The 14,347-nt window shown below is 72.4% G+C and carries 18 protein-coding genes and 1 pseudogene; 16 read left to right on the forward strand and 3 right to left on the reverse strand.

The genetic code is table 11. The features are described from left to right. Positions 1–18 precede the first annotated feature (18 nt). The 8 genes and pseudogenes from H958_RS0100195 (at position 19) to H958_RS0100225 (ending at position 6,271) form a co-directional block, all read left to right on the forward strand. Positions 19–462 (forward strand): helix-turn-helix transcriptional regulator, encoded by a 444-nt coding sequence (locus H958_RS0100195; protein ID WP_028057177.1) that lies wholly within the window; start codon positions 19–21, stop codon positions 460–462. A gap of 10 nt (positions 463–472) precedes the next feature. Further along, positions 473–883, forward strand: coding sequence for a VOC family protein (locus H958_RS0100200; RefSeq protein WP_028057178.1), 411 nt, complete (start codon positions 473–475; stop codon positions 881–883). Positions 884–1,137: 254 nt separating this feature from the next. After that, a pseudogene (locus H958_RS48970) lies at positions 1,138–1,569 on the forward strand (ABC transporter ATP-binding protein); the annotation flags it as partial. Positions 1,570–1,866: 297 nt separating this feature from the next. Continuing rightward, positions 1,867–2,640 (forward strand): ABC transporter ATP-binding protein, encoded by a 774-nt coding sequence (locus H958_RS48975; protein WP_037408901.1) that lies wholly within the window; start codon positions 1,867–1,869, stop codon positions 2,638–2,640. Next, complete coding sequence (locus H958_RS0100210; RefSeq protein WP_028057180.1) at positions 2,637–3,533, forward strand: branched-chain amino acid ABC transporter permease; 897 nt, start codon at positions 2,637–2,639, stop codon at positions 3,531–3,533. Before H958_RS48975 ends, H958_RS0100210 begins: the two co-directional genes overlap by 4 nt. Then, on the forward strand, positions 3,526–4,602 hold the full coding sequence (locus H958_RS33860; protein WP_037408759.1) for a branched-chain amino acid ABC transporter permease: 1,077 nt from the start codon (positions 3,526–3,528) through the stop codon (positions 4,600–4,602). Before H958_RS0100210 ends, H958_RS33860 begins: the two co-directional genes overlap by 8 nt. Further along, positions 4,599–5,855: an ABC transporter substrate-binding protein gene (locus tag H958_RS0100220; protein WP_028057181.1), complete on the forward strand. Its 1,257-nt coding sequence runs from the start codon at positions 4,599–4,601 to the stop codon at positions 5,853–5,855. The genes H958_RS33860 and H958_RS0100220 overlap by 4 nt, the downstream gene beginning before the upstream one ends. A 134-nt stretch (positions 5,856–5,989) precedes the next feature. Then, on the forward strand, positions 5,990–6,271 hold the full coding sequence (locus tag H958_RS0100225) for a hypothetical protein (RefSeq protein ID WP_028057182.1): 282 nt from the start codon (positions 5,990–5,992) through the stop codon (positions 6,269–6,271). On the opposite strand, the gene H958_RS33865 is transcribed toward H958_RS0100225, so the two are convergent. Further along, positions 6,199–8,121, reverse strand: a complete 1,923-nt coding sequence (locus H958_RS33865) for an alkaline phosphatase family protein (RefSeq protein WP_051323629.1) — start codon at positions 8,119–8,121, stop codon at positions 6,199–6,201. The two genes, H958_RS0100225 and H958_RS33865, sit on opposite strands and share 73 nt — an antisense overlap. A 46-nt stretch (positions 8,122–8,167) precedes the next feature. Between H958_RS33865 and H958_RS45770 the strand changes: the two genes are divergently transcribed. Both H958_RS45770 and H958_RS0100240 read left to right on the forward strand, forming a co-directional pair. Then, on the forward strand, positions 8,168–8,935 hold the full coding sequence (locus H958_RS45770; protein ID WP_028057183.1) for an Fpg/Nei family DNA glycosylase: 768 nt from the start codon (positions 8,168–8,170) through the stop codon (positions 8,933–8,935). Next, entirely contained in the window at positions 8,914–9,639 is a 726-nt protein-coding gene (locus tag H958_RS0100240) for a glycerophosphodiester phosphodiesterase (protein WP_028057184.1), read from the forward strand. Before H958_RS45770 ends, H958_RS0100240 begins: the two co-directional genes overlap by 22 nt. Positions 9,640–9,685: 46 nt before the next feature. Here H958_RS0100240 and H958_RS0100245 read toward each other — a convergent pair whose 3' ends face one another. After that, positions 9,686–10,159: a hypothetical protein gene (locus tag H958_RS0100245; protein ID WP_028057185.1), complete on the reverse strand. Its 474-nt coding sequence runs from the start codon at positions 10,157–10,159 to the stop codon at positions 9,686–9,688. 72 nt (positions 10,160–10,231) lie between these two features. Here H958_RS0100245 and H958_RS0100250 point away from each other — a divergent pair, with 72 nt between their 5' ends. The 5 genes from H958_RS0100250 to H958_RS0100270 are packed head-to-tail and all read left to right on the forward strand — an operon-like array spanning position 10,232 to position 13,301. Beyond that, positions 10,232–10,747, forward strand: coding sequence for an RNA polymerase sigma factor (locus H958_RS0100250; protein WP_231379141.1), 516 nt, complete (start codon positions 10,232–10,234; stop codon positions 10,745–10,747). Next, the gene (locus H958_RS0100255) at positions 10,740–11,756 is read left to right on the forward strand and encodes a DUF4349 domain-containing protein (RefSeq protein WP_028057187.1); all 1,017 of its coding nucleotides are present in this window, start codon (positions 10,740–10,742) and stop codon (positions 11,754–11,756) included. The genes H958_RS0100250 and H958_RS0100255 overlap by 8 nt, the downstream gene beginning before the upstream one ends. A gap of 36 nt (positions 11,757–11,792) precedes the next feature. Continuing rightward, positions 11,793–12,488 carry a Crp/Fnr family transcriptional regulator gene (locus tag H958_RS0100260; RefSeq protein WP_028057188.1) on the forward strand — a complete coding sequence of 232 codons (696 nt, stop codon included), beginning with the start codon at positions 11,793–11,795 and terminating at the stop codon, positions 12,486–12,488. After that, positions 12,478–12,891: an NUDIX hydrolase gene (locus H958_RS0100265; protein WP_028057189.1), complete on the forward strand. Its 414-nt coding sequence runs from the start codon at positions 12,478–12,480 to the stop codon at positions 12,889–12,891. The genes H958_RS0100260 and H958_RS0100265 overlap by 11 nt, the downstream gene beginning before the upstream one ends. A gap of 11 nt (positions 12,892–12,902) precedes the next feature. Beyond that, entirely contained in the window at positions 12,903–13,301 is a 399-nt protein-coding gene (locus tag H958_RS0100270; protein ID WP_028057190.1) for an ASCH domain-containing protein, read from the forward strand. Here H958_RS0100270 and H958_RS0100275 read toward each other — a convergent pair. Further along, the gene (locus H958_RS0100275; RefSeq protein WP_156027562.1) at positions 13,298–13,846 is read right to left on the reverse strand and encodes a hypothetical protein; all 549 of its coding nucleotides are present in this window, start codon (positions 13,844–13,846) and stop codon (positions 13,298–13,300) included. The two genes, H958_RS0100270 and H958_RS0100275, sit on opposite strands and share 4 nt — an antisense overlap. Positions 13,847–14,049: 203 nt before the next feature. Between H958_RS0100275 and groES the strand changes: the two genes are divergently transcribed. Beyond that, positions 14,050–14,337 (forward strand): co-chaperone GroES, encoded by a 288-nt coding sequence (gene groES, locus H958_RS0100280; RefSeq protein WP_028057192.1) that lies wholly within the window; start codon positions 14,050–14,052, stop codon positions 14,335–14,337. Positions 14,338–14,347: the final 10 nt, after the last annotated feature.

Below are 14,347 nucleotides of genomic sequence, written 5' to 3' on the forward strand. Positions count from 1 at the left end.
ACGTGGCATGATTTCGCAGTGACCAGCAGACCCGCCGCGGCGCAGAACCTGCGCGACCTCGCGCGGCTGCGCCGCGTCCGCGACCGGATCGACCGGGAGTACGCGCAGCCGCTGGACGTCGAGGCGCTCGCCCGCGGCGTGCACATGTCGGCCGGGCACCTCAGCCGCCAGTTCCGGCTCGCCTACGGCGAGTCGCCGTATGGCTACCTGATGACGCGGCGGATCGAGCGCGCGATGGCGCTGCTGCGTCGTGGCGACCTCAGCGTCACCGAGGTCTGTTTCGAGGTCGGCTGCTCGTCGCTGGGCACGTTCAGCACCCGCTTCACCGAGCTGGTCGGTATGCCGCCCAGCACCTACCGGCGCGACGCGGCGGGCGCGACGGCGGGGATGCCGCCGTGCGTCGCGAAACAGGTGACGAGACCGATCAGGAATCGAGAAGCGCGGTCACCGAGCCGCAACTAGCCTGACCGCCATGGACATCACCATTCACGCGAGCTTCCTCCCGCACCACGACCCGGCCGCCTCCCTGGCCTTCTATCGCGACACCCTCGGCTTCGAGGTCCGTAACGACGTCGGGTACAACGGGATGCGCTGGATCACGGTCGGCCCCGCCGACAAGCCCGGCACCTCCATCGTCCTGTACCCGCCGGCCGCCACCCCCGGCATCACCGACGACGAGCGCCGCACCATCGCCGAGATGATGGCCAAGGGCACCTACGCCAGCATCAACCTCGCCACCGCCGACCTCGACGGCACCTTCGCGCGGCTGCAGGCCGGCGACGCCGAAGTCGTCCAGGAGCCGACCGATCAACCGTACGGGGTCCGCGACTGCGCCTTCCGCGATCCCGCGGGCAACCTGCTCCGGATCCAGGAACTGCGCTGAGCCGTCGGGCGATCGCAGGCATGGCGCGTTGGCGCTCCCTCGCGCGCATACCGAAGGTAAGCGGCTGACCTGGGAGGCGGCGCGGACGCCGGATCGCTTGCTTGCGTCCCCCCGGGGGTAGGACGCGCCACGAGGCGAGTGAAGTGAGGGCACGCACCGCGAGGCTGCCCGGGACCAGTAAGGACACCGCCGCTCCCGCGCTTGAAGTCGACGACCTGCACGTCGCCTACGGGGGAGTGAACGCGCTGCGGGGTGTGACCCTCGCCGTGGCGCCCGGCGCGATCGTCGCGGTGCTCGGCAACAACGGCGCCGGCAAGAGCACGCTGCTGCGGGCGATCTCCGGGACGCTGCAGCTCCAGGGCGGCTCGATCCAGCGAGGCTCCGTGCGGCACGAGGGGCGAGCGCTGTCGCACATGGATCCGGCCGACATCGTCCGCGCCGGCGTCGTGCAGGTGCCGGAGGGGCGTCGCGTGTTCGCCGAGCTCACGGTGGAGGAGAACCTGCGTGCCGGCGGCCTCTCCTCGCGCGGGCGCGCCCGCAGGTCCGCGGCGAGGGCGCGCGTGTACGAGCTGTTCCCGCGACTCGACGAGCGCCGCAGGCAGCGGGCCGGCCTGCTGTCCGGCGGCGAGCAGCAGATGCTGGCGATCGGCCGGGCGCTGATGTCCGAGCCGCGCGTCCTGCTGCTCGACGAGCCGTCGCTCGGACTCGCGCCGCAGGTCGTCGAGCGGATCGGCGAGATCGTGGTGAAGATCAACGAGCAGGGCACTGCGGTCGTGCTGGTCGAGCAGAACGCGGCGATGGCGCTCGAGATCGCCGACCACGGCTACGTGCTCGAGGTGGGTCGCGTCGGCCTCGAGGGCCCGGCCGCCGAGCTCGCCGCCAGCGACGAGGTCCGCGCCCGCTATCTCGGGACCGGCGGCGAAGCTGCCGCGCCTGCGGTCGAGCACGGGTCTGCGCCGCCCGCGCGCCGCGCCGCCCGCGACCTGGTCGCCGAAGGCGTGACCGTCCGCTTCGGCGGGCTCACCGCCCTCGACGACGTGTCGCTGACCGTGGCGGCGGGATCGGCGCACGCGCTGATCGGGCCCAACGGCGCCGGCAAGTCGACGCTGCTGAACGTGCTCACCGGCGTCTACCGGGTCAGCGCGGGCACCGTGCGCTACGGCGACGCGTGCCTGACCGGCCTCCGGCCGCCGCGCATCGCGGCGCTCGGTGTCAGCCGCACGTTCCAGAACATCGCGCTCTCGCCGACCTCGACGGTGCGCGACAACCTCCTGCTGGGGCGCCACCGGTTGACGCGGACCGGCTTCGTCGCCGCCGGCCTGCGGCTGCCGCGTGCGCGTCGCGAGGAGGCCGAGCAGGAGCGCTTCGTGGCCGGGATCGCCGAGCTGCTGCAGCTCGAGGACGGCCTCGACCGCCTGGTGAGCGGGCTTGCCTACGGCGACCGCAAGCGCGTCGAGCTGGCGCGCGCCCTGTGCACGGAGCCGTCGCTGCTGCTGCTCGACGAGCCCGTCGCGGGCATGAACGCCGACGAGTCCCTGCGCATGGCGCAGTCGATCGCCCGCCTGCGCGAGGCGCTCGGCATCTCGATCCTGCTCGTCGAGCACGACATGCAGTTCGTCATGGGCCTGGCGGATCGAGTGACCGTGCTCGACTTCGGACGCGCGATCGCCGACGGCCCACCTGACAAGGTCCAGCGCGATCCCGAGGTCCTGCGCGCGTACCTCGGCGCGCATGAGCGGACGGAGGAGACGCTGTGAGCCAGTTCCTCGAGCTTCTGATCGGCGGCCTGTCGCTCGGCTGCATCTACGCGCTGATCGCCATGGGCTTCGTCGTCGTGTTCAAGGCGACGAAGGTCGTGAACTTCGCGCACGCGTCGGTGCTCATGCTCGGGGCGTATCTCGTCGCGCGGTGGCACGGGAGCCTCGGGTTCTTCGGCGCCGTCGCGCTGGCCGCGGTGATCTGCGCGCTGGTCGCGGCATTGTGCGATGTGCTCCTGGTCCGGCCGCTGCGGCACAACCGCGGCGGCGTGGACGCGCTCGCGATCCTGACGATCGGCATCAACATCGTGCTCGGCACCGAGTTGACGCGGCGTGTCGGGACCGACCTGCTGCCGACGGGCGCGCCGTGGGGATCCGACGTGACGCACGTGCTCGGCGTCGCGGTACCGCAGACGCGCATCGTGGCCGCGAGCGTGGCGATCGTGCTGATGGCGGGCCTCTGGGCGGCCTTCACCTACAGCGACTGGGGCGTGGCGATGCGCTCGACCGCGGCCGACCCGGAGACCGCCGCGCTGATGGGGATCCGCCTCTCCCGCGTCGCTGCCGGGGCGTGGGCGCTCGGCGGCGTGCTCGCGGCGATCGGGGGCGCGTTCTTCACGAGCTTTCCGGCGGCGGGCGTCAACAACGCCACGGGGCTGCTTGCGCTGACCGCGATCCCCGCCGCCGTGCTCGGCGGGCTCGACTCGGCGGCCGGCGCGGTGGTGGGAGGGCTGACGATCGGCGTCGCGACGACCTTCGCGGCCGGTTACCAGGACGAGATCGCGTTCCTCGGCCGCGGGCTGTCCGAGGTGATTCCGTACATCGTCCTGTTCGCGGTGCTCCTGTGGCGGCCCTCGGGGCTCTTCGGCACGCGGGAGATCACCCGTGTCTGAGCGCCTCCGGACGATGCTGGTCCCTGCGGCGCTCGTGCTGTTCCTGCTGTGGCTGCCGCAGTACGCCGAGAGCTTCTGGCTCCAGACCGGCCTGTTCGCGATGTCGGCGGCGATCGGCGCGATCGGGCTGACTCTCCTGGTCGGCGTGACGGGCCAGCTGTCGCTGGCGCACGCCTTCTTCGTCGCCATCGGGGCGTACGGCTACTGCTTCCTTGCCGGTGGCGGCGCCGCCGCCGGGGCGAGCGGCGGGCCCGGCGGCGCCGGCCTTCCGCCGTGGCTGGCGATGATCGGCGCGGTGCTGCTCGCCGGGCTGGCGGGCGCGCTGTTCAGCCCGATCGCCGGGCGCCTGCGCGGCATCTACCTGGGCTTGGCCTCGCTCGGGCTCGTGTTCATCGGCCAGCACATCCTGTTCAACGCCAAGGACATCACGGGCGGGTTCAACGGGAGAGACGCGAAGCCGTTCAGCGTCTTCGGCTTCACGTTCGCCGACACGAACCCGGACCGCTTCGTCGTCTTCGGCGTGCCGTACGGCCAGCTCGAGCGCCTCTGGTACCTCGGGCTCGTGCTCGTGGCGCTTGCCTGGTGGTTCGCGCACAACCTCGTGTGCAGCCGGCCGGGGCGCGCCATGCACACGGTGCGCGACAGCGAGGTCGCCGCGGCCGTGATGGGCGTCAGCGTCCCCGGCTACAAGGCCGCCGCCTTCACCGTGAGCTCGATGTACGCGGGCCTCGCGGGCGTCTTCCTCGCACTTGCGTTCGGGCGGATCGTGCCCGACTCGTTCGGCTTCCTGGTCTCGATCGACTTCCTCGTGATGATCGTCATCGGAGGCCTCGGGTCGATCGGCGGCGCCGTGGCCGGCGGCCTCATCGTCTCCGCGCTGCCGCTGCTGCTCGACCACTACAGCGGCTCGCTGCCGCTCGTGGCGGAGGCCGGCGGCGACGGGCTGCAGCCGTCCGAAGCCGCGCGCTTCCTCTATGGCGCCGCCGTCGTCGCGGTCGTCATCTATGCGCCGCACGGGCTCGCGGGACTGAGCCACCGGCGCCTCCAAGCCAAGGAGAAGGTCCCATGAGTCGTTCCATCCAGTGCATCATCGGCGTCCTGCTCGCGCTCTCACTGGCGGCCTGCGGCAGCAAGGGCGAGGAGTCGGGCGGCGGCGGGAACGCGACCGGATCGGTCAAGACCGGTCCGGGGGTGACCGACAAGACGATCACGCTGGGGCTCCTCACCGACCTGTCCGGCGTGTTCGCGCCGCTCGGGAAGCCGATCGTCCAGTCGACCCAGCTCTACTGGAAGGAGCGCAACGCCCAGGGCGGCGTGTGCAACCGCACGGTCAAGCTCGTGGTCAAGGACCATGGCTACGACCCGCAGAAGGCGGTCGTGCAGTACCGCGAGATGGCGAGCGGCGTCGCCGGGTTGCAACAGCTGCTGGGGTCGCCGATCACCGCCGCGCTGCTGCCCACGCTCAAGTCGGACAAGATGCTGGCGCTGCTCGCCGCGTGGCCGTCGTCGCTGCTCCCCAACGACAACATCGTCATCACCGGCACGACGTACGACGTCGAGATGATCAACGGGCTCGAGTACCTGCTCCAGAAGGGCAAGCTCAAGCAAGGGGACAAGATCGGGCACGTCTACTTCGAGGGCGAGTACGGCGAGAACGGCCTGAAGGGCTCCAAGTACTTCGCTTCCAAGCACGGCATGACGGTCGTCGAGCAGAAGATCAAGGCGACCGACGAGGACATGTCCGGCCAGGTCGCCGCGCTCAAGCGCGCGGGCGTCAAGGCGATCGCCGTGACCACCGCGCCGACGCAGCTGGCGTCGCTCGCGGGCATCGGCGCGGCGCAGGGACTCAAGGTCCCGATCCTCGGCAACAACCCGACCTACGACCCCGCGCTGCTGAACACGCCCGCGGCCAAGGCGCTGAAGTCCAACGCCTACATCGTCACCTCGATCGCGACGTTCAACCTCGACAAGCCCGCCGTCAAGAAGACCTCCGCCGACTTCGAGAAGGCGTATCCGAAGGCGCTCCCGAAGGCCTCGGTGCCGTTCGGCAATGCGCAGTCGAGGCTGATGGACGAGATCCTCGGCAAGGCGTGCGAGAACAAGGACCTGAGCCGGCAGGGCCTCGTCACGGCCGCCCACCAACTGTCCGGTGTGGACATGGGTGGGCTGACCGCCGCGCCGCTGGACTACACGAAGCCGGGGCAACCGTCGGAGCGGGCGGTCTACATCACGCGACCGGCAAATGTCCCGGGCGGTCTGCAGGCCGATCCGGAGACCTACGAGTCAGACACGGCCAAGAACTACGACGTCGGCGCCCAGTAGCGCGCCTCGGCCGGCAATGCGGCGCGAGCGACCAGCGTCGCGACGCGCCGCACGCCGGCCTGCGGTCCTGTCACGTGAGATGAGCAGCGGCCCGGCCACTGATACCGACATGGGCGAGGCGTAGCGTTCGAGCCATGGACGAACGCGCACGGCGGGTGAGCGAGCTGCTGCACGAGGTCGGAGAGGTCCACCACGCCGTGTACCGCATCACCGACGGCGCCGACGAGGACTGGGCGTCGTTCTACGCCGACTGGCTGACGCGCCATTCGGAGCTGGGCGACGTGCTCGGTGCGCTGCCGGTCCGCAGCCAGCTGGTGCACGCGCTGGTCGAATGCGACCGCGACTACACGGCCGGCGCGCCCGCGGAGCGCTGGGAGGACTGGTACGCGGGCCGGCTCATCGAGCGCTTCGGGTGAGCCGGTCCGCCAGTTCCGTTGCACGGCAATCCGACGCGCCATGACGCCCGGTGGCTGATCGAGCGGATGCCCCGAGGGCGTCCGCGCGATCCGGCGAGGGCTTGGCCGCTGCGCCCCGGATCCCGGCGCCCCGCCGCGGGTGGTTCCGCGCGGCGGCGCGGTCCGGCGCGGGCCTGGCCGCTCGGCCGCGGGTCCCGGCGCGCCGCCGCGGGTCGTTCCGCGCGGCTGCGCGGTCCGGCGAGGGCCTGGCCGCTCGGCCGCGGGTCCCGGCGCGCCGCCGCGGGTCGTTCCGCGCGGCTGCGCGGGATCTCTAAGATCGACGTCGTGTCGTGCGAGGCGTGATCGACGACGAGCTTGCGCCGCAGCCCGGGAGCCAGGATCAGTGCCGGGATGCGCGTCCCCGGGCCCATCGCGTCGCTCGGGCCGGGCGTCGCGCCGCCCTGCCCTGGCGGGGGCACGTGGTCCCACTGGCCGCCGAACTCGTCGTAGGTCACCACGACCATCGTGTCCTTCGCGCAGCGGGAGCCCTCGATGCGCTTCAGCAGCGAGACGAGGTGGTCGGAGCCGGTGTGCTCGCTCGCGTAGCCGGGATGCTCGTTCTCGGCGCCGATCGGCTTCACGAAGCTGACCGGCTTCAGGCGGCAGCTGTGCTTCGAGCCGGCCGCGAGCGCGGTGAACTCCGCCTCGTCGCGGAGGTGGTGAGCGCGCATGGCCGTGCCGGGCGCGAAGCTCGCGAAGTAGTTCAGCGGCTGATGGTGGAACTGGAAGAGCTTGTCCGGGCAGTTCGGGTAGACGGCCGTGGCGAGCGCGCCCGGGTCCGAGCAGGCCGGGCCGTGGCCGTTCGTCCAGCCGGGCGCGCCGACGTCGCCGGCGGCGTTGGACCAGCCGCCCGAGTACCACGCCCAGCCGATGCCCTTGGCGCTGAGCCGGTCGCCGATCGTCGCGCCCTTCTGCGGCGGGAGCCGGCGCGCGTCGGCGGTGCCCGGCGCGTAGGGCTGGTACGCCGGCTGGCTCGTGTTGACCGCGTAGTCGCCGCACGTCACGCCCGCCGGAGCGGGGCAGGCCTGCGTCAGCGCGCCGTCCTTGACCGGGCCCGTGGCGGTGTAGAGCGGGTAGCTCGTCGGCATCCCGTTCGCGTCGACCAGCGAATGCTGATCGTTCGCGCCGCCGTCCTTGGCCGCACCGTAGAACACGGGCGACGCGGCGGCGACGAGCCACTGGTGGTTGAGGAACGAGCCGCCGAACGCGGCCTGGAAGAAGCGATCGGCGATCGCGTAGCGCGGATGGCGGCGCGCGTGCAGGTACTCGTAGATCGGCAGCCGGCGCGTGTCGTAGTGGCCCATCGTCAGCCCGACGGCGTCCGAGCCGGTCACGTAGCGATCCTGCTTGCCGCCGTGCAGCTGGTAGCGCTCCTGGTAGTAGCGGTGGACGAGGTCGCGCGTGCAGCCGCCGGGGAGGCCGCTGCCCTTCGCCACGCCGTTGGCGGCGGACGCGCCCGGCGCCGGGCAGCTCTTGTCCTCCGGCCCGATGTAGTCCTCGATCCGGAACGGGGCGTTCGGGAAGTGGCTTGCGAACGCCTCGCCCGTGCACGCCGCGGTGAGCGGCGGGGACGTCAGATTGACGTCGGCCTGCGGCAGGCACCTGTACGGCGCGCCGGCCTGGTTCACCTGACGCGTGGCGCGCAGCCCGTCGACCTTCTCCCAGCCGCCGTAGAGATTGTCGAAGGAGTGGTTCTCCTCATAGATGACGACGACGTGGCCGATCCGGCCCAGGCCTTGGCCGGCCAGGGCCGCCGGCGCGGCGAGCAGAGCCGCCGCGAGGGTGCCGCATAACAGGACGAACGCGCGCATGATCGACCTCCGTCGTGGACCTGGCGGGCGATCGTACCCTCAGGGGGTGCCCGAGGGCGACACCATCCACTACGCGGCCAATCGGATCCGGCCCGTGCTCGAGGGTCGCGTCCCGGACGAGCTGGCCACGCCGCATCCGCGCTTCGGGCGCGACCGCTGGCCGGAGCGGCTGGGCGGGCGCGCGGTGACGAGCGTCGACGCGCTCGGCAAGCACCTGTTCCTGCGCTTCGAAGGCGCGCTGGTGATCCACTCGCACCTGCGCTTGACCGGCAAGTGGCGCGTGCGCGACGCGGGCGAGCCGCGACCGCCGCGCACGTGGCTGGCCCTGCGCCGCGGCGACCGCCAGGTGCTGCAGCTCGGCGGCCCGGTGCTCGAGCTGATGACCGAGTCGCGCACGCGGCTGGATCAGCGCATCGCGGGCCTCGGACCCGACATCCTGGCCGGAGTATTCGACGAGGAACGGTTCCTGCGGCGCCTGCGCGGCGACGACCCGACGCGCCCGATCGGGGACGCCCTGATCGACCAGCGCACGATCGCCGGCATCGGCAACCTGTGGAAGGCCGAGGGCTGCTTCGCGGCCGCGATCGACCCGTGGCGGCGCACCGGCGACGTCTCCGACGAGGAGGCGCTGGCGATCGTGCACGCCTGCCGCCCGGGCATGCAGGAGTCGGCGGCGAGCGGGATGCAGGAGCGGTTCAGGACGATCTACGGCCGCGCGGGCCAACCGTGCCCGCGCTGCGGCGCGACGATCCAGGCGCGCGGGCAATGGGACGACAACCGGAGGACGTATTGGTGCCCGAGCTGCCAGCACTGAGGCGCGTCGGCCACAAGGGCGCGGACCTGATCGTGCCGGGCAACACGCCCGCGTCGTTCGACGCCGCGCTCCGGGCCGGCGTGGACATGATCGAGTTCGACGTCCTGCCCGAGCGCCACGAAGGCCCGGACCACGGCCGGCTGCTGCTCGCGCACGACTACTCGATCGACCTCGGCGGCGCGCCGACGCTCGAGGACGGGCTCGCCCACCTCGCGTCCGCCCCGTTCGACGGCGTCGAGCTCGACGTGGACCTCAAGCTGCCCGGCTACGAGCAGCGCGTCGTGGCCGCGCTGCAGGAGCACGGCCTCGTCGAGCGCACGCTGATCTCCTCCAACTGGATGCGCTCACTGGTGGCGATCCGGGCGCTGGAGCCGCGGCTGCGGCTCGGATGGTCGGTCCCGCGCGTCAAGCGCGACTGGACCGCCTCCACGCTGACCAGGCTGCCCGCCTACGTCGGGATCCAGGTCGTGCGCCGGCGGCTGCCGGGCCTCGTGCGCCGCCACATGGCGGCGGGCCGCTGCGACGCGCTGATGGCCCACTGGCTGATGGTCACGCCCCCGCTCGTGGACGCCGTCCGCGACGCGGGCGGGGAGCTCTACGTGTGGACGGTCGACGAGCTGCCGCGCATCGGCAGCCTGCGGACGCTCGGCGTCACCGGGGTCATCACGAACGACCCGCGGCTGTTCGCATATCTCAATCCGTAACCCCCGTGATCGAACCGGGGTCGCCCGCAGGGCGAGAGCCGGGCGATCAGCTCCCGAGCGTGCAGGTGGCCACCGAGTAGCTCGCCGGGTCGGCCCCGGCGCTCGAGCGGTGGCCCGGTTCCGTCGGCAGCTCGGCCTGGCGCACGACGGTCGCGCCCTTGCGCCAGCGCAGCTGCACCATCCCGCGCAGGACCACGGGCGAGCTCGGGTGCGCGAACGAGAAGCTCCAGCCCGATTCCGCCGGCAGCCCGCTTGCGATCCCGGCCCGCTGCCAGCCCGAACTCGCGCCCTTCACGTCCTGCCACCCGTCGTCGCCCTTGTACTGCACGCGGAAGCGCATCGCCATGTGCGCTCCCTTCGGCGTGCCGGGCATCGACGCGCGGATGCCGATCGTGTCGGGACGCTTGAGGGTGTCGCACAGGTTGACCGTGGCCCACTGCGCGGGCGGGGGCTGCTTGGCCGAGGCGACGGACGGCGCCAGGACGGCGATGATCGCGGCTGTGAGGACGGCAACTCGCATGGACGACCGCATTAACACGCATACGGCGCGCGAGTTGTTGTGATGGATCCACAAGATGGCCGTAGTAGGGGTGTGACGGCAGCCATCGTCGACGAAGCCTCGCCCCGTACGCTCGACTTCGACGCGCTCTACCGCGCCGCGCGCGACGACGTGTACGCCTACGCGGCCACGCTGCTCTCCGACCGCGCGGCGGCCGAGGACGTCGCCGCCGCGGCGTTCGAGCGCGCCTACCGGCGCCGCGACCGCTACGACGCCCGCCGCGGCTCGCCGCGCGCGTGGCTGTTCGGCATCGCGCGCAACGCCGCGCTGGATGAGCTGCGCCGCCGCACGCGCGCGGCGAGCGCCGAGCTCCCGCCGCCCGCGGTCGAGCCGGACCCCGGCGAGGCGGCGGAGCTCGCCGTCCGCCGCGCGGCCGTCCGCACCGCGCTCGGCCGCCTTCCCGGGCGCGAGCGCGAGCTGATCGCGCTCAAGTACCACGCCGAGCTCTCCAACGCCGAGCTCGCCGCCGTGCTCGGAGTCAGCGTCTCGAACGCCGGCACGCTCGTGCACCGCGCCATGACCAAGCTCCGGGAGACCCTCGATGCCTGACCAGTTCGACCTCGAGGCCTTGGTCCGCGAGACCCGCCCCGCGCCCGACCCGCGCTGGACCGGCCGGATGGACCGGCGCGTCGCCGAGGGCTTCCTGAAGCCGCCGCGCCGGCACCGATGGGAATCGTTGCGCGGCGGGATCCTCGCGGCCGGCGCGGCCGCCTCGGTGATCGCGGTGCTCGTGCTGATCATCGGCGTCGCCTTGCGGTCCGGCGGGGGCGACGACGTGTCCTCGAGCTCGGGCGGCAGCTCGACCGCGGCCCGCAAGGCCGTGCCACCCGGGCGCCCCACGAGCGACTCGGCGGGCTCCGCGGGCGCCGTCGCCCCGCAGGAGCGCGACGTGATCCGCAGCGTGTCGCTGACGCTCTCGACCACCCGCGCGGACGTCGAGGGGGTCAGCGACCAAGTCATCCGCGTCGCCGACACGCTCGGCGGCTACGTGCAGAACAGCTCGATCACCGCCCGCCAGAGCGCCGACATCACGCTGCGGATCCCGTCCGCGAAGCTCCAGCAGGCGCTGGCCCAGCTCTCGCGGCTCGCCCATGTCCGCTCGCGGACGCAGGAGGCGCAGGACGTGACCGACCAGCGCTCCGCGCTCGAGGCCCGCGTCCGCGACGCGCGCGCCTACCGCGACTCGCTGCGCAACCGGCTCGCCCGCGCCACGAGCGACCGCGAGGCGTCGAGCCTGCGCGGCCGGCTCGCGCGGGCCGAGCGGACGCTGCGCGCGCGCGAGCGCGACGTCGCCCAGCTCGCGCGCGAGACGTCGTACGCCACGCTCGACGTGCGCGTGCGCGGGGACCGCTCGAGCGGCGCGGCGCCGGCGCCGGCCGGCCGCTGGACCACGGGCGACGCGCTGCACGACGCGGGGCGGGTGCTCGAAGTCATCGCCGGCGTCGCGCTGATCGCGCTCGCGATCGCCGCGCCATTGGCGCTGCTCGCGGCCGCGGCGGCGCTCGTCGGGCGGATCCTCACCCGTCGCCGCAGGGAGCGAGCGCTGGAGCTCGCTTGAGGTTGCGAGTCGCCCGGGAGTGGTAATCCTCCGGGGATGACGGCGAGCGCGCAGGACAGGGTGGGGCTGCTGGGCCGCGTGCCGATGTTCGCGGACCTCTCGGCCGACGACCTGGAACAGGTCGCCGACGTCGCGCATCCCCGGCGGTTCGCGGCGGGCGAGGTCGTCTTCCGCGAAGGCGACGCGTCGAACACGTGCTACATCGTCCGCTCCGGCCACGCGCGCGCGGTCCGCGAGCACGGCGACGGACGCCAGCTCGCGCTCGCCACGTTCGGGCCGGGCGACATCTTCGGCGAGCTCGCGATGTTCGACGACGAGCGGCGCTCCGCCACGGTCGAGGCGATCGAGCCGCTCGAGGTGCTGGGGATCATGGGCGCCGACATGCGGCGCGCGATGGAGCTCCGGCCGCAGCTCGCGATCGCGCTCGCCGCCGCGCTCTCGCGCCGCCTGCGCGCGACCAACGAGCGCCTCGCGAGCCAGTCGTTCCAGACCGTGCAGAGCCGCGTGGCGAACGTGCTCGGCCAGCTCGTGGAGCAGGCGCGCGCCGAGGGCGCCGCGAGCGCCGACGTCCCGATCACGGTCACCCAGGCCGAGGTCGCGCAGCTGGCCGGCTCCTCGCGCGAGTCCGCCTCGCGCTTCCTCGCCGTCCTGGAGCGCGCAGGCGTGATCTCGCAGGGGCGCGGGCGGCTGACCGTCCACGACCCGGACGCGCTCCGCAACTATGTCTATTGAGCTCGAGACCTCCTACGGCGGCGTCGTCGTGCGCGGCGACGACGTGCTGGTGATCACGCCCGCCGGGCGGCACGTGACCGGGCTGCCGAAGGGCGGCCTGGAGGCGGGCGAGACGCCCGAGCAGGCGGCGGCGCGCGAGGTGCGCGAGGAGACGGGCGTGGAGGCGGCGGTGCGCGAGCCGCTCGGCGACGTGCGCTACACGTACCGGCGCGACGGCCGGCGCGTGCGCAAGACCGTCCACTTCTTCCTCTGCGAGTACGTCGCGGGCTCGACCTCCGACCACGACCACGAGGTCGACGATGCGCGCTGGATCGCCATTTCCGGCGCCCGCCAGGAGCTGACGTACCCCGGGGAGCGGGCGCTGATCGACACGCTGTTGTCCAAGATGGCCTGCGGCCGCTAGTCTGCCGCCCCGTGCAGGTCCTCAACTTCTACTCGACGGTTTTCGCCGACCAGATGAAGCGCGGCCGCAAGACGGCCACGATCCGCCTCGGCGACAAGCGGCATAAGTACCGCAAGAACCAGGTGGTCCTCGTCACCGTCGGCTACCAGTACTCGCCGCGCGAGAAGCTCTTTCACGCGGTGATCGACAACGTCGAGGTCAAGCGGGTGAAGGACCTCTCTCCGCGCGACATCGAGCACGACAACCCGGAGTTCCGCCGCACCGAGGAGCTGGTCCACTTCCTGGAGCAGATCTACGGGCGCGAGGTGGCGCTCGAGGACACGGTGACGGTCGTCCGGTTCTCCCAGATCGTCGAGAACCCGCCGGACTTCCAGGACCGCCTGCGCGGCGTCGGCGGCGCCCAGAACTAGCCTGGCGGCGGCGTCGAGCCCGTGCTGTCGTAGCTCGGCGGCGGGGGCGGCGGCACGTAGACGCCAGGATGACCGAAGCGCGGTGCCGCGCGGCGCTTGACCGGCGCCGCCGCGACCGTGAACGCCGCCACCACCAGCACCAGCGCGGCGGCGCCCGCCATCAGCGCGCCGTGACGCAGCTCCTCCTGCGGGTGCGAGACGAGCTTCCACGCCACCAGCCCGAGCGCGGCGAGCGCGCCGAGCCGCAGCCCTTCGCGCGCCACGCCCTGCACCGGGGCGATCAGGCACAGCAGCGTCATCAGCGCCGTGAAGGCGGCGACGGCGCTCAGCGCCGGCGCCCAGCTCCCCAGCGCGTCGCGGCCGGCGACGCCGTCCGCGGCGACGACCGCACGCCCGATCGCGGCGAAGAGGTCGTCCATCGGCCCGTCCAGCCCCGAGTCGCGTTTCCCGGAGCTGCCGTACCACGGCATGTTGAGCGCGGCGGCGAGGGCGCCGCACGCGGCGAGAGTCAGCAGGACGTGGGTGCGGAATCCCAGGGTGCGCATCGTTGAATCGTTCATCGGTGCGGCCCAGCCGCGGCTCGATCCGGGCCAGACCCCAAGAGCACGCGGATTGGCACTCTCGTGAAAAGAGTGCCAACGCCCCTTGACGACCTGGTCATTCGTCGTATCATCCTCCCGCGGCTGGCACTCTCAGCCCGAGAGTGCCAAAGAATTCGCTCCGTACGAACTGAGTGGGAGGTCACTCGATGAATCTCAAGCCCCTGGGCGATCGCCTGATCGTCAAGGCTGTCGAGGAGGACACGACGACCGCTTCTGGGATCGTCCTTCCCGACACCGCCAAGGAGAAGCCGCAGAAGGGCAAGGTCCTGGCGGTCGGCGACGGGAAGCTCGACGACAACGGCAAGCGCGTCCCGCTCGACGTCGCCGAGGGCGACGAGGTCCTGTACTCGAAGTACGGCGGCACCGAGATCGTGGTCGACGGCGAGGACCTGCTGGTCCTGCGCGAGTCCGACGTCCTCGCCAAGGTCAGCTAAGGAGACTTTG

The sequence above is a fragment of the Candidatus Solirubrobacter pratensis genome, assembly GCF_000425945.1.
Taxonomy (GTDB): domain Bacteria; phylum Actinomycetota; class Thermoleophilia; order Solirubrobacterales; family Solirubrobacteraceae; genus Solirubrobacter; species Solirubrobacter pratensis.

Coding starts and splice junctions, on each gene's coding strand:
- groES (WP_028057192.1), top strand. CDS start 14,050: ATGAATCTCAAGCCCCTGGGCGATCGCCTGATCGTCAAGGCTGTCGAG.
- H958_RS0100265 (WP_028057189.1), top strand. CDS start 12,478: ATGTCTATTGAGCTCGAGACCTCCTACGGCGGCGTCGTCGTGCGCGGC.
- H958_RS0100255 (WP_028057187.1), top strand. CDS start 10,740: ATGCCTGACCAGTTCGACCTCGAGGCCTTGGTCCGCGAGACCCGCCCC.
- H958_RS0100260 (WP_028057188.1), top strand. CDS start 11,793: ATGACGGCGAGCGCGCAGGACAGGGTGGGGCTGCTGGGCCGCGTGCCG.
- H958_RS0100200 (WP_028057178.1), top strand. CDS start 473: ATGGACATCACCATTCACGCGAGCTTCCTCCCGCACCACGACCCGGCC.
- H958_RS0100275 (WP_156027562.1), bottom strand. CDS start 13,846: ATGCGCACCCTGGGATTCCGCACCCACGTCCTGCTGACTCTCGCCGCG.
- H958_RS0100245 (WP_028057185.1), bottom strand. CDS start 10,159: ATGCGAGTTGCCGTCCTCACAGCCGCGATCATCGCCGTCCTGGCGCCG.
- H958_RS0100220 (WP_028057181.1), top strand. CDS start 4,599: ATGAGTCGTTCCATCCAGTGCATCATCGGCGTCCTGCTCGCGCTCTCA.
- H958_RS0100225 (WP_028057182.1), top strand. CDS start 5,990: ATGGACGAACGCGCACGGCGGGTGAGCGAGCTGCTGCACGAGGTCGGA.
- H958_RS33865 (WP_051323629.1), bottom strand. CDS start 8,121: ATGCGCGCGTTCGTCCTGTTATGCGGCACCCTCGCGGCGGCTCTGCTC.